Raw genomic sequence first — 12,997 nt, 5'->3', positions numbered from 1 at the left:
GTTAATCTTTCTTGTCAGGTTCATTGAATAATCGGATGGTGCGGAAGGCTTGAGAAATCAGGGCGGCGTCTTTGTCCCCGGGGTGTGTTTCTAATCCCGAGTTCAGGTCGAGCCCCGCTGTTCCCACTTGGAGCGCGCCATCCAGGTTGTCGAGGTTGAGGCCACCGGCCAACAAGCTGTGGGCTTTGATGTCGTCCGGGATTTCTGACCAATCAAAGCTGCGTCCGGTCCCTCCCCTACCCGAGTCGAGCACGAGGCGGTCAACCCGTCCGGCAAGCTGCGGCGCCATTTCTACCCACTGGGGGTTGGTCATATCGATGGCCCGCCAGACTAATTCTGCGTCGGTGTCCGCGAGGGCCGCGCGGGTACGGTCGATGAAAGCTAGCTCTCCATCCACGCTGCCTTGGAATGGGGCGTGCAACTGAATTCCGGACAGCCCACGGGTTGCCGCTATCTCTCGCAATTCGGCGGGGTCGTCGCTGCGGCTCACTGCTACGAAATCCAAGTCGGGTTCGGCGGCGATGATTTCCTCGGCGGTTTCACGTGAAACATTTCGCGGGGAATCTGGGGCGAAGATGAGCCCTCCGTAGCGGGCACCGGAGGCGCGGGCGGCTTGGGCGGTGGAGGCGGCGGTGAGTCCGCAGACCTTATTCGCACCGAAGAGCAGATCCCGGGCGGCGCGGTCGATGTCCTTGTGGGAGGTCAGTTGGGAGCCGACGAGGAAGGCGTTGGCGTGGGCGCCTAAACGTCGGACGGTGTGGTTATCGCGAATGCCGGATTCGGAAACGACCACTTTATTGTCAGGCACGTACCCGGCGAGTTGCTCGGTGCGGGAGAGATCGATGCTCAAGTCATGGAGGTTGCGGTTATTAATACCGATGATCTCCACCCCGAAGGACAGGGCGCGGTCCACCTCTTCCTTGGTGATGGCTTCAGTGAGAACGTCGAGCCCTAACTTATCTGCCAAAGCCTTCAGCTGCGCAAAGGTCTCATCATCCACGATGGACATCATGAGCAAAATTGCATCCGCGCCGTAGTAGCGCGCGGCATAAACCTGAATCGGATCGACGATGAAATCCTTGCACAATACCGGCAGGTGTGTGGACTGGGCCACGGTCTGGAGGTGATCGTAATCCCCGCCGAACCGCTCGGGCTCGCACAGTACGGAAATTGCATCCGCATAGCGGGAATAGATGCGCGCGATATCGCCGGGGCGGTAATCCTCGCGAATCATTCCGAGGGATGGCGACGCAGACTTGCACTCCATGATGAAGCGGTTAGTGCCATTGAGCGCGGCAAAAAGCGAACAACGGGACGGCTCAAGCCTGTCTACGTCTACGTGCGCGATGCGTTCGCGAATGCCGGCAAGGTTTGTGCGGCGCTGAGCCACAATCCCCTCGAGCACCGTCGGCAGTTTCTCTTCTGTCATTTCTTATCCCTAGTGTGGTTTCTTTAGTATTCGGCTTCCTCGTGGGTGCGCAGCCAGCGGTCCACGTCCCCGCTATCGATGAGCCCCTTGGCGTGCGCGACGCCCTCCGCAATCGTTGCCGCGGTGCCACCCAGATAAAACATCGCTCCAGCCGATGCCGCGACCGCATCATAGTGCGCCGGCTTACCCGAGCCATTAAAGATGGCGCGCACGTGCTCGGCATTATCTTGTCCGTCGCCGCCGGCGAGCTCACTGAGCTCATGCTTGGCGATGCCCAGCGCCTCCGGCGTTAGCTCATAGTGCGAAATTTCGCCGTCCTTTAGTTCCCAGACCTGTGTGGTGCCGTGGGTAGCGATTTCATCGGTACCCGCACCGTGGACGACGAGCGCCCGTGTGCGCCCCAGCTCCCGGAAAACTTCCGCGATCATGGGGCCTTGTGCTGGGTTGGCGATGCCCATGATCTGAAGCTCGGGGCGGCCCGGGGAGAGCAAGGGCCCCAAGGTATTGAAAATGGTGGAGACCCCGAGCGCCTTGCGCACCGGTTGCACGTGGGCCACGGCCGGGTTGTAGGCCGGAGCAAAGAGGAAGGTGAAGTTGGAGGCTTCGAACTGCCGGACGGCGCGATCCACGTCGAGGTCCAGCGGAATATTCAGTGCCTCAAGCACGTCGGCAGAACCGGACGTGGAGGAGACGGATCGATTGCCGTGCTTGACCATCCTCACTCCCCCAGCGGCGGCGACTAAGGAGGCGGCTGTCGTGATATTGATGGTATTCGCGCCATCGCCGCCCGTCCCCGCGGAGTCCATGAGTCCCTTTCCGGTAATGGGAAATGGGTGGCCAACTTTCAGGAACGCCTTGGCGGCGCCCGTAATATCCGCGAGGGTCTCGCCGCGGGTGCGGATATGTGTAAGCAGCGCGGAGATTTGAATATCGTCGTAATCGCCCACGGCAACTGGGGTGAAGACCTCGGTGGCCTCCTCCACGGTGGGCGCGGGATTATCCAGGAAGGCTTGCAGTGTTTTCAGCGGGCTCTGGTTCGTCATTAGTCTTTTAGCTCCATAGTGGGGTGAGTGGATAGTCGGTGAATGCAACGGTTCAGCATGTCTGGGCCACGAGGAGAAAGAATCGACTCTGGGTGGAATTGCATCCCCAGCGCCATGCCATCGTCCGTTTCGGCCGCCATCGCGATGGTGCCGATACCCGCCTTCGTCTCCGCGAGCACCCGCATGCCGGCCGGCACCTGCGTGCACCCCAAGGAGTGATACCGCGCCACCGGGACCTGGGTACCGGGGACGCCGGGCTGGGCGGGGTCGGCATCGGTGGCTAGGCCGGCGAAGACTGGGTGGGCGGTGCCGGCATCGGTAAGCGTCATGGGCATGGACTTACCGTGCACCGGCCCGCAGGGCCCTACCCCGCCCCCGTGGTATTCCAGTAGCGCCTGGAAACCTAGGCAGACGCCGAGGATGGGGATGGTGCCCAAGGTGGCATCGATAAGCTCCATCATGCAGCCAGCATCGCGCGGATGCCCAGGGCCCGGGGAAAGCACAATAATATCGGGCTCGGCTGCGAGCACCTCCGCGACGGAGACGCTGTTGCGGTAGACGGTGGTGCGGTAGCCGGCGAGGGTGTCGACGAGGTTATAGACAAAGGAATCGTGGTTATCGAGCAGAACCACATGCGGCGAATTCATCGCTGTACCTCCAGGGTGGCGTTGTGCGCGAGGGCAATGGCGTGGAGAACGGCATAGGCCTTGTGCAGGGTTTCATCGGCTTCGGATTGCGGGACGGAATCGTGCACCACCCCGGCACCGGCTTGAACAGCAGCCGTACTGCGGTGCACGAAGGCGGAGCGAATGACAATGCAGGTATCCATGGCGCCATCGCCGCGCAGGTACCCCACTGCGCCGCCGTAGGAGCCACGGCGTTTGTGTTCGGCTTGGCGGATGAGCTCGCTGGCGCGTAGCTTGGGCGCGCCGGTCAACGTTCCCATGTTCATGCAGGCGCGGTAGGCATCGAGGGCATCGAAGTCTTTGTGCAAGGTGGCGGTCACGCGGGAGACCAAGTGCATGACCCGCGAGTAGCGGTCTACTTGGAGCAAGTCTGCTACCCGCCGCGTGCCGGGTTCTGCTACGCGGGCGAGATCATTGCGGGCGAGATCTACCAGCATGGTGTGCTCGGCTAGCTCCTTGGTGTCCGTGCGCATTTCGAGTTCGTTGCGAATATCTAATTCATCATTGATGGTGCCGTCCGGGTTGAGCCCGCGGGGTCTGGTTCCGGCAATGGGATAGAGCTCAACCTGCCGCGTCTCTGGGTCAAACTTCAAATTGGACTCCGGTGATGCGCCGAAAAGCTCGTAATCTTCTCCCCGGAGATAGAACATATACGGCGAAGGATTGGTCTCACGGAGCTGGCGGTAGGCCGCGAAGGCATCGGGGCAGTCCACGGTGAATGCGCGGGCGGGGACAACTTGGTAAATATCGCCGGAATCAATATTGCCCTTGAGCCGCGTTACCTGTTCGCAAAACGCGGCATCGTCAATATCCGCGGTTGCAGTCAAGGTTCCCGCGGGCTGGTTGGGCGCTGGATTCTTTACCTCGGCCACGGGTGTCCCGGCGAGCGCATCGAGCGTGTCTTCCAAGCGGGCTCGGTCGATATCCCAGCCCTCTACGTGCGCCGTCTGCGTTAGGTGGTCCACCGCGAGGACGGTTTGGGCGACGAGGAATTCATAATCGGGAAACTTATTGGGCCCCTCGCCTACCTCAGGTAAGTTTTCAAAAGTGGCCAAATAGTCATAGGCAAACCCGCCGGCGACGAAGGGCAATAGGGGCGAGGAATAGGAATCATCGCGCTGCAGCGCGCGGAGGATATCCGCCGTCGATTCATCTAGGAGCCGTTGCCGTTCATCGGACTCGTTGGAGGGCGAGAACTCAAAAACAATTTCCGTGGTTTCACGTGAAACAATCCGGTCTGTAAAGCGCGATTGCAGCATGGTGATGAGCTGCTCCCCCGCTGGGCTGAGCGCCAGGACGCGAACCCGCTGGCCGGTGCAGGTGACTTTTGCCGCGGCATCAAGCACGGCCAAGCACGTGAGGCTCTTCTTGGTTTCAATATCAGCGCTTTCCAATAATAAGGAATCGCTCGATCGCGCCAAGCTATGAAATAGCGCTGAGGCATCCCGGCAATAGGCAATATCGCGGGTGGCGGTGTATGTCATTGCAGTGCCCTTTCAGGAGTAACTGAGGAACGGAGTGCGAGGGACCCGAGGTATCCGCGAGCAAAGGCACTGAAAACGCCGAAAGGCCCGCAGAATGCGAGCCTAAAAATGGGTTGCGAAGAAAGGCCCGCGAGTTACGCGCGCCACCACCAACGAGTAGTCATTTTCTTCATGGGCACTAGCCTAGCCTAAATTTCTATAGCGCGGAAGAAACAAGTGAAAAATATTCAATCGGTATCTAATAAGTGGTCTTCGCGTCCGTTAAGGGTAATGTGGTGCAGGTCTATATCTTCAAGAAAGGTGACGATAAGTGAGTATTAATATCGAAGAGGTAATTGCAAAGGTTCCCACCCAATTGCTTATCGGTGGTGAGTGGCGCGATTCCACCTCCGGTGAGACTTTTGACGTAGAAAACCCAGCGACGGGCGAGACGCTGACGACGCTGTCTTCCGCAAACTCGGATGATGCGATTGCTGCCCTCGACGCTGCCTGTGCCGTGCAGGATGAATGGGCACGCACCACACCGCGCGAGCGCGCGGAGATTCTGCGCCGAGCATTCGATCTAGTACAGGAGCGGGCGGATGAATTCGCAGCACTGATGACACTAGAGATGGGTAAGCCCTTCGCGGAAGCTAAGGGTGAGGTCACTTATGGCGGCGAGTTCCTGCGTTGGTTCAGTGAGGAAACGGTGCGCGATTACGGTCGCGCCGCGACCGTTCCAGAAGGCACGCTGCGGATGATCACTCGCCGCAAGCCGGTGGGTCCCTGCCTCTTGATCACCCCGTGGAACTTCCCGTTGGCCATGGCTACCCGCAAGGTCGCTCCCGCGGTGGCAGCAGGCTGCACGATGGTGCTCAAGCCGGCCAAGCTGACTCCCCTGACTGCGCAGTACTTTGCGCAGACCATGATCGATGCTGGGCTTCCAAAGGGCGTGCTTAACGTCGTTGCCGGTAAGTCTGCATCTGCAATTTCGGAGCCATTGCTTGCCGATGACCGCTTGCGCAAGCTTTCCTTCACTGGTTCTACCCCAGTGGGTCGGACCCTTTTGAAGGGCGCGGCCGATAATGTGCTGCGTACCTCCATGGAACTGGGCGGCAATGCCCCATTCATTGTCTTTGAGGACGCAGATATTGACCAAGCAGTCCAGGGTGCGATGGGCGCTAAGATGCGCAATATTGGCGAGGCCTGCACCGCGGCTAACCGCTTCTTGGTCCACGAGTCTGTTGCCGAGGAGTTCTCCGAGAAGCTCGTTGCGGAATTCGAGAAGCTCAATTTGGGCAATGGCATGGACGAAGGTGTTACCTGCGGTCCGCTCGTCGAGTCCAAGGCTTTGGAGAGCATTGCGGCACTGGTGGACGATGCTGCAGAAAAGGGCGCTACCATCGCCACCGGCGGTAAGCGCGGGGATGGCGCCGGCTACTTCTACGAGCCAACAGTGATTACCAATGTTTCACGTGAAACACGCGTCGCCCAGGAAGAGATCTTCGGCCCAGTCGCCCCGATTATCACCTTCAGCACCGAGGAAGAAGCGCTCGAGATCGCCAACGATACCGAGTACGGTTTGGCGTCTTACGTCTTTACCGAGAATTCCGACCGCCTGTGGCGCATCGCCGATGGCCTAGAGTTCGGCCTGATGGGCTTCAACGCCGGCGTTATCTCTAACGCCGCTGCCCCCTTCGGTGGCGTCAAGCAATCCGGAATGGGCCGCGAGGGTGGCGCGGAAGGTATCGAGGAATACACCTCCGTGCAGTACCTGGGCATCCGCGACCCTTATGCCAACGCTTAGGCCTTCAATCGGCAACGCAATCACTGTTTAGAGCGCGCTTATAACCGTGTTTGATTAAACATTTAAGTGCCAGCGGCGTATACTCACTCCCCGCATAATTGTGATTGCTTTCCTTCTCCCCGCACGCGGCCCTTTTGGGGCCGTGCGCGGTTGGGAGGATTTTTTATTTTTAATTGGAGTGAGTCTTGTCAACAACGAATTCAGCGGCTCAGCCGCCATTGGTTACACCCACGTTCCTGTTGGCGTGGGTGGCTAATTTTGGCCAGTTTCTTGTCTTCTACTTAACGGTAACGACCATGGCCCTGTATGCCGTCGAAAGCTTCGGGGCCTCCGATACCGTCAGCGGCTTTGCCTCTAGCGCCTTTGTTTTGGGTGCGACGTTCATGCGCATCTTCTCTGGCTGGTTGGTGGACCGCGTGGGGCAAAAGCGCGCCGCCCTGACCTCGCTGGCTTTTGTCAGTATCGTGACGGTGGGCTATTTCGTGGTCCATAACGTGGCCGTCCTCATCCTCGTGCGGCTGCTTCACGGCGCAGGCTATGCGTTGACCTCTACGGCGCTCATGGCCGTTGCGCAGTCCGTCATCCCCCAACAGCGCCGCGCGGAGGGCACCGGCTACTTCGCCCTCGGCACTACACTTGCCACCGCCTTTGGCCCGGCAGTGGGCTTGTTCTTGGCCAATAATATTGGCTACAACACCCTCTTTGGGGTCGCCCTGGGATCCAATATCGTCTCCCTCGTGCTGGCGCTCGTATTGCGCTACCCGGCGGAGCTCGATGAAGAAAAGCCCGCTTTCAAGCTGCGCAATGCCGTGCACCCCAACGTGGTGCCCATTGGTATTTTCATGCTCCTGGTGGGCATCGCCTACTCCGGCGTGGTCACCTATCTCAACGCCTATGCGCGCGAAGAGGACCTGGCCACCGGCGCCGGCCTCTTTTTCATCGGCTACGCCGTAGTCATGCTCATCATGCGCTTCTTCTTGGGCCGCATCCAGGACCACAAAGGCGATAATTCGGTCATGTACCTGGGCCTGGTGTCCTTCGCCATCGCCCTTATCATCATGGGCTTTCCCAGCAATGACGTCATGCTCGTGGTCGCGGGTGCATTTACGGGCATGGGATACGGCACGCTAAGCCCCGCCTGCCAGGCCATCTCGGTGCGCTCTGTATCGGCCGCACAGATAGGCGCGGGCATCTCCACGATGTTCCTCTTGATGGACTTCGGCATCGGCCTCGCCCCCTTCGGGCTTGGCCCCATCGTGAGTGCCACTGGCTTCGATACGATGTACCTCATCCTCGCCGGCCTCATCGTCGTCGCGGCGGTGTACTACTACATGGTGCACGGCCGCTACCCCAAGGCGAAGGCGCCCGTTATCAGCGCCGCAGAGGGCGCGCAGGCGGCCTAAAGCGGCACAGGTATTTGGCTCCGGGTTTATACCCGGAGCTTTTTTGCGTGCTGGGGCGGCAAGCACTTGGCATCGACCACGCGCCGAGCCAGTGCCCGGTCCCCCATCTTGGCCGCAAAAGCCATGCGCATGGTGATATCGTGCGCGGGAGCGGGGCCGCAGGTGATGGCATCTCCAGCAGAAATGCGCCCGGGCGAAATGACGCGGAAGTACACGCCGCAATCGCCGCGCGCGGTCCACCGCTTGAGCCAGCCCTTTTCCTGGACCCAGCCGGAAAAGGTTGCGCATGGCTGGCGGGGTACGGAGACCTCGAGCGTGGTCGTGCCGATGTGGAGGCGTTGGTTGATAAGCAGCGCAGAGAGATCAATGCCGCGCGTAGTGAGGTTTTCCCCAAAGGCCCCTGAATCCAGCGTGTGGCCCAGCGAATCCTCCCAATAATCCAGTTCCTCGCGGGCATAGGCATAGACCGCTTTGTCACTTCCACCGTGGTGCTCGCTATCGCCGATAGAATCGCCGCGCACGCCAGAGCCATCGCCGTAATTGGGGCCAGGTGCGGAAATATCGATGAAGTCTTGCGGGCGCTTGTCGATGCCCGAAAACTCATGCCTCCCGCTCGGATCCGGCCTGCGTACGGCGACGTTGGTGGAAATAACCTGCATATCAGTCACTGTAGTCGCGGGTAAGGGCCTCCGCAGTGAGAATATCCCGGTAAAACAGCTCAGGAGCCAGCGAGACCGCCTCCGCGAGCTGCGGGAGGGCATTATCTAGCGCGGAGGCCACGGCCGCATCCGTCAGCTTCCCATTGGCCACCCCACGTGCGGCGATGGCAAAGACATAAGAAATAAACGGCATCCAGGCAGAGCCGCCAAGATCAGTGTTTCCATCCCCAAAGGCGTCCAGGGCGAGCAGCGTGTGCAATACCGACTTATCTACGCCCAATTGCTGCAGCGTCACCCGCAATTGCAGCGCGGTAGTGCGCAGGTTGGACATGGTCCCCAGGCGGGTCAGCGCCAAGTCGTTATCGAAGCATTCGCGCAGCGCGGCGATGCGGTGGGCGTCATCGCACAGCTGCGCGCTGTCAGTAGCGGGCGTTGGGGCCTCGCCGGTGGCGCTCATGAGCAGCATAGGGCGGGTGACATCGTCTACTCCCGTGGTGGCCGTCCGCCACAGCGAGGGGGAACCGGAGTGTTCCACGTGGGCCTGGTTGGCATCGGCAAGCGCGGTGAGCACGGAAGAAGGTTCCGCGGCCTCTTTCCCATCGCTACTAAAGGAACGGGTAATCAGGCCCGTGCGCACCAACGCGCGCATGCGCTGGCCGCGCTCGAAGTCCACCTGCATGAGCGCATCAAGGCTGGCGCGCGGATCGGCCTCGATGTTCTTGATAACGCCCTCGAAGGTCTCCTTGGCCTTGGGAGCGAGGCGGCGCAGGGCGGCATAGTTCTCCCACGTGCCGGCGGTATTCTCGCTCTCGCCGTCGTGGAAGATGATAAGCGAGCTTGCCGGTGGGTACTGCGGGGCGGCGAGATCGCTGGCCGGTTCATCCTCGCGGAAGTCCACGATGAGATCGCCAGCCTCGTGCAATTCCTCCGGTAGCTCGAAGCCCTCCTCCACCGGCTCCAAGGGCAGCGGCTCGCTGGCGGGGTTGCCAAGCGGCCACGCCCAGGCCAAAAGCTCCACTTCTTCTTCGTGGGTTTGCTCGGGTATCAAGATGCCATCTTCGATGGTGGCGCGGGCGACCAGCGGCGCCTTGCGCACCGTGGCGATGGCGGCATAGATCAGATCGTTTGCCGCGGTTGCCTCGTATTCCATCACGCGGCGGTCCATGCTGCGCTTGAGGTGCGCCGCGCGCTCCTTATCCGGCAGGCCCTCCAAATACTCCTCATAGGACAGTGTGGACCACAGGAGGTAGAGCTCCAGCGAGGACTTCTTGGTCAGCGCGGCCTTGAGGGCGCGATTCGGCACGGAGAGCGTGGTCGTCGCCTCCGTCGAACCATTGGCGGTCACAAGATCCCGGATCTTCTGGTTCTTATCAATGACCACGAATTTCGACAGGGGTAGCGGCTCCGGCGAGTGCACCGTAAACAGCGCATCCGCATCCAGCTGATCCGCCAGGATGACCTGCTTATCCATATAATCCACGGGCTCGGCCGCGGTGCGCTTCACGCGCGTGCGGATGGTCGCCGGAATGACCTCAAAGGTCAGCTCGTAGCCGGCCTCGCTGCTGATGGTTTCCTCGCGCACCGATTCGTCTTCGCCAAATACGCGTTGGCCCTTCTCCATGTGAATGGGCTTATCGGGGGACGAGGCCAAGGCATAGCTAAACGGCGAGAGGTTACCCAGGGCGTCGATGAAGCGGAAGTTGGTGCCGCGGGGCCCCTCGTTCTTGGAGCGCATGTGGAGGGTTTCGGCAAAGTTGAGATAGTGGACATCGACAAGCTCCTCGCCCTTGTACAGGCTAAAGCGATACCGGCCCACCCAAGGGTCTTCGAAGACGTCACCGGGTAGGACTTCATGGATTCCCTCCGGCAGCTCATCTTCTAAGATTTCTTCTTCTTCCCCACCGATGGGGACATAGGTCAGCTGCAGGTGAAGTGGGGTATTGACCAAGAGGCGCGGGGATTTCGTGTACACCAGCTCGCCGTCCAGCCCGCGCGCGTTGGGCAGGGACTTGACCGCCATATCCCAGGAAAAATCCGCGCTCTCCGCAACGGTGATGGTGGCCTTGTCTTGGCGCGGCACAGCGATGGAGAAGGAATCTTCTGCCGCTACCTCAAGGATGGACCAGCCTTCCCACGCGCCATGCGGGCGCGGCTGGTTCTCCGGGGCAGGTGTTAGCTGCGTGCCGTTCGGCGCGATGAAGGTATACGCGCCCTGCGGGATGGGCTGCGTGCTATCGACGGGCCGGTGCGCGGAATCGAGCAGCAGGCCGCCATTGGCAATACCCGCAAACTCCAGCGTTTGTTCCGCAAACGTTACGGCAAGGTGGATAAAGGCCTGCGGCATGGACACCCACAGGCCAGGTTCCTCACTGGCGACGTAATAAAACTTGCGGCTGACCTCCGTGCCATCCAGCAACTGCGTGGTCACGGTCCATTGGGGGTCTTCCGGTTCATAGGCCGCGCTCACGGCTGGCAGGTAAAGCTCTAAAGTATCGGTATCCGGCGCGAGGCGAAGATGCGGAACCCCCTGAAAAACCGCCGCGTCTAGAAAAGATGATAGCTGGCTACGAAACTTCTCCTGGCTCATTTACACCAGCCTAGATCATTTTTGAAAAGATGTGGATTCTGCAGGCAGGGGGCAAAAAGAAGGCTTTCACCACCGAGGGTGATGAAAGCCTTTGCGCGCGATTGATCGCGTGGACTAGTGGAAGAAGTTCCGCCAAGCATTCGGGTTGATGGTGATGATGCCCAGCTTTGCGCCAAGAAGGCAATGGCCCCGATGGCTAGAGAGGCGATACCGGCACCCGCGATGCCGGCGAGGAGCCCGCTCTTGGAGGAGCCGTCACCGCCGTTGTCATTGTTGCCGGGGCTGATCGGATGCAGAATCGTCTGCCTGCTCGTTTCCGCCCTGGTCATCATGCTTTATCCACCATTCATTCAAGGTGAGCTTGGCCAAGGTGGTGTTATCGATGTAGTCACCGCGCACGGGGTCGGTGTGGGTGGCCTTCGCGCGAAGGGCCTCAGAGCCAGCACCCTTGAAGAAGAATGGGACGAGCTGATTGGTGTGCTGCGTGGAGTACCACTGGTGACCAGAGGGCAGGGTGTTGCCACCGCCACCATTCATGGAGTTGAACTTGCCGTCTGAGCGCTCATTGGCGCCGGAGAGGTATCCCGTTTCGTGGTCAGCGGTAACGACCAGCAGGGTCTCGTCCCAGGAGGAGTTTTCTTCTACCCAGTCGATGGCGGCATCGACGGACTTATTGAAGTCCTGTACCTCTTCGATATCGCGGGCGGATTCGTTGCCGTGGCCGCTCCAGTCGATGGCACCGCCTTCGATCATGACGTGGAAGCCCTCGTCATTTTGGCCCAGTGCGTTGAGGGCGCCGGTGGTCATGGTGGGAAGATCCACGACTTCGTTGAAGGGAATGTCAAAAGGTTCCGCGGACTCGCCGGTGCGCCCCTGCTGCAAGGTAGAGGCCACAGGGGCCAGGCCGAAGTACTTCTCCCCCGCGGCGACATCGCCTTGGGCCAAAGCCTCAAATTGCTCCTTGGTTTCTGCGTAGTTCCAGTCGGACTCGCCGGACGATAGCTTGTTGTAGACCTCTTCAGATAGGTACTTGTACTTGGCCTCATCCTTCTTCTTATTGTCATCGTCGTAGAACGGGTGGCCGGCACCCATGATGACATCGAGATCAGAGTTGAACATCTCATCCGCAATCTCCAGGTAGTTACCGCGGGAAATGTTGTGTGCCGCCCAGGCAGCCGGGGTGGCGTGGCTAAACGGCACGGAGGAGACCACGCCGGCGGACTTTCCGGCCTTCTTGGCGCGCTCGGAGGTGTTTTCCTGCTCGTGGCCGTAATCGTTCACGCCCAGCTTGCCGTTATCGGTCTTCACGCCGGTGAACATGGCGGTGCCGGCGGCAGAGGAATCGGTGTATCCCTTATCCACGTACTCGTGGGTTGCCCACGCCTTTTGTGGGTCATAGGAAGAGTTATTTGGGTAAGTGGTCATGGACAGGCGGTTGAAGTCTTCGAAGCGCTGCACGGATTCGCCATCGAGTTCTTCTGGTCCTTCGGCGCTAAATGCGCCATCGACCAGGTACTTGGACTGGCCGGTTTCGTAGAGGTTATTAAACGCCACGTGGCCGTAGCCCATGCCATCACCAATCATGTAGATGATGTTCTTTGGGCCCTGGGATTCGGCGGCGGTGGCTGGAGCAATTGCGCCAGCGGTAGCTACGGTCGTGGCTACGGCAGCGGCGCCAATGCGGAGAGAAGTGCGCATGAATTGTTTTTTATGGAGGTGAGAGACGAAGAGATGGTGGCCCTGCAAACAAGAGAGAAATCACCCAGACATGGCTGGGTGCAAAGCCTTGAGTTGAAGATAAAGGCGCGATTCAACCACGAAAGGAACTGCGCGTTAATAGTTCCTAAACACTGCCGGAACATCCCGTAGCGCGCCTTACTCTTTGCCCCACTCCCCCGCACTCACCGCAGGAGTCGTGTC

Annotated in this window: 9 protein-coding genes; 2 read left to right on the top strand and 7 right to left on the bottom strand. The window is 60.0% G+C overall.

Going from position 1 to position 12,997, the window contains the following annotated elements; genetic code table 11:
* Position 1: 1 nt before the first annotated feature.
* From trpCF to ABRP95_RS07185, 4 genes are read right to left on the bottom strand one after another with little or no spacing between them, the layout of a single operon-like run.
* A complete protein-coding gene (gene trpCF, locus ABRP95_RS07200; protein ID WP_284770806.1) occupies positions 2-1,429 on the bottom strand; it encodes a bifunctional indole-3-glycerol-phosphate synthase TrpC/phosphoribosylanthranilate isomerase TrpF in 1,428 nt (475 codons plus the stop codon).
* Positions 1,430-1,452: 23 nt separating this feature from the next.
* Complete coding sequence (trpD, locus tag ABRP95_RS07195) at positions 1,453-2,472, bottom strand: anthranilate phosphoribosyltransferase (RefSeq protein WP_349839150.1); 1,020 nt, start codon at positions 2,470-2,472, stop codon at positions 1,453-1,455.
* A complete protein-coding gene (locus tag ABRP95_RS07190) occupies positions 2,472-3,119 on the bottom strand; it encodes an anthranilate synthase component II (RefSeq protein WP_284783140.1) in 648 nt (215 codons plus the stop codon). Before ABRP95_RS07190 ends, trpD begins: the two co-directional genes overlap by 1 nt.
* On the bottom strand, positions 3,116-4,642 hold the full coding sequence (locus tag ABRP95_RS07185; RefSeq protein WP_284852478.1) for an anthranilate synthase component 1: 1,527 nt from the start codon (positions 4,640-4,642) through the stop codon (positions 3,116-3,118). The genes ABRP95_RS07190 and ABRP95_RS07185 overlap by 4 nt, the downstream gene beginning before the upstream one ends.
* Before the next feature lie 310 nt (positions 4,643-4,952).
* On the opposite strand from ABRP95_RS07185, the gene ABRP95_RS07180 reads away from it, so the two are divergent.
* Both ABRP95_RS07180 and ABRP95_RS07175 read left to right on the top strand, forming a co-directional pair.
* Positions 4,953-6,428 (top strand): NAD-dependent succinate-semialdehyde dehydrogenase, encoded by a 1,476-nt coding sequence (locus ABRP95_RS07180; protein WP_349839149.1) that lies wholly within the window; start codon positions 4,953-4,955, stop codon positions 6,426-6,428.
* A gap of 239 nt (positions 6,429-6,667) precedes the next feature.
* The gene (locus tag ABRP95_RS07175) at positions 6,668-7,831 is read left to right on the top strand and encodes an MFS transporter (protein WP_284783176.1); all 1,164 of its coding nucleotides are present in this window, start codon (positions 6,668-6,670) and stop codon (positions 7,829-7,831) included.
* A gap of 26 nt (positions 7,832-7,857) precedes the next feature.
* Here the strand turns inward: ABRP95_RS07175 and ABRP95_RS07170 are convergent, their stop codons facing one another.
* The 3 genes from ABRP95_RS07170 to ABRP95_RS07160 all read right to left on the bottom strand — a co-directional run bounded on the left by ABRP95_RS07170 (position 7,858) and on the right by ABRP95_RS07160 (position 12,775).
* The gene (locus ABRP95_RS07170) at positions 7,858-8,490 is read right to left on the bottom strand and encodes an MOSC domain-containing protein (RefSeq protein WP_349839148.1); all 633 of its coding nucleotides are present in this window, start codon (positions 8,488-8,490) and stop codon (positions 7,858-7,860) included.
* 1 nt (position 8,491) lies between these two features.
* Positions 8,492-11,077 (bottom strand): hypothetical protein, encoded by a 2,586-nt coding sequence (locus tag ABRP95_RS07165; protein ID WP_349839147.1) that lies wholly within the window; start codon positions 11,075-11,077, stop codon positions 8,492-8,494.
* A 267-nt stretch (positions 11,078-11,344) separates the two neighbouring features.
* Positions 11,345-12,775, bottom strand: coding sequence for an alkaline phosphatase (locus ABRP95_RS07160; RefSeq protein ID WP_284785343.1), 1,431 nt, complete (start codon positions 12,773-12,775; stop codon positions 11,345-11,347).
* Positions 12,776-12,997: the final 222 nt, after the last annotated feature.

The organism is Corynebacterium sp. KPL2895 (assembly GCF_040225815.1).
Lineage (GTDB): Bacteria > Actinomycetota > Actinomycetes > Mycobacteriales > Mycobacteriaceae > Corynebacterium > Corynebacterium rhinophilum.
Note: the sequence above shows the minus strand (reverse complement) of the source record. Positions and strands in the feature narration are given on the sequence as shown.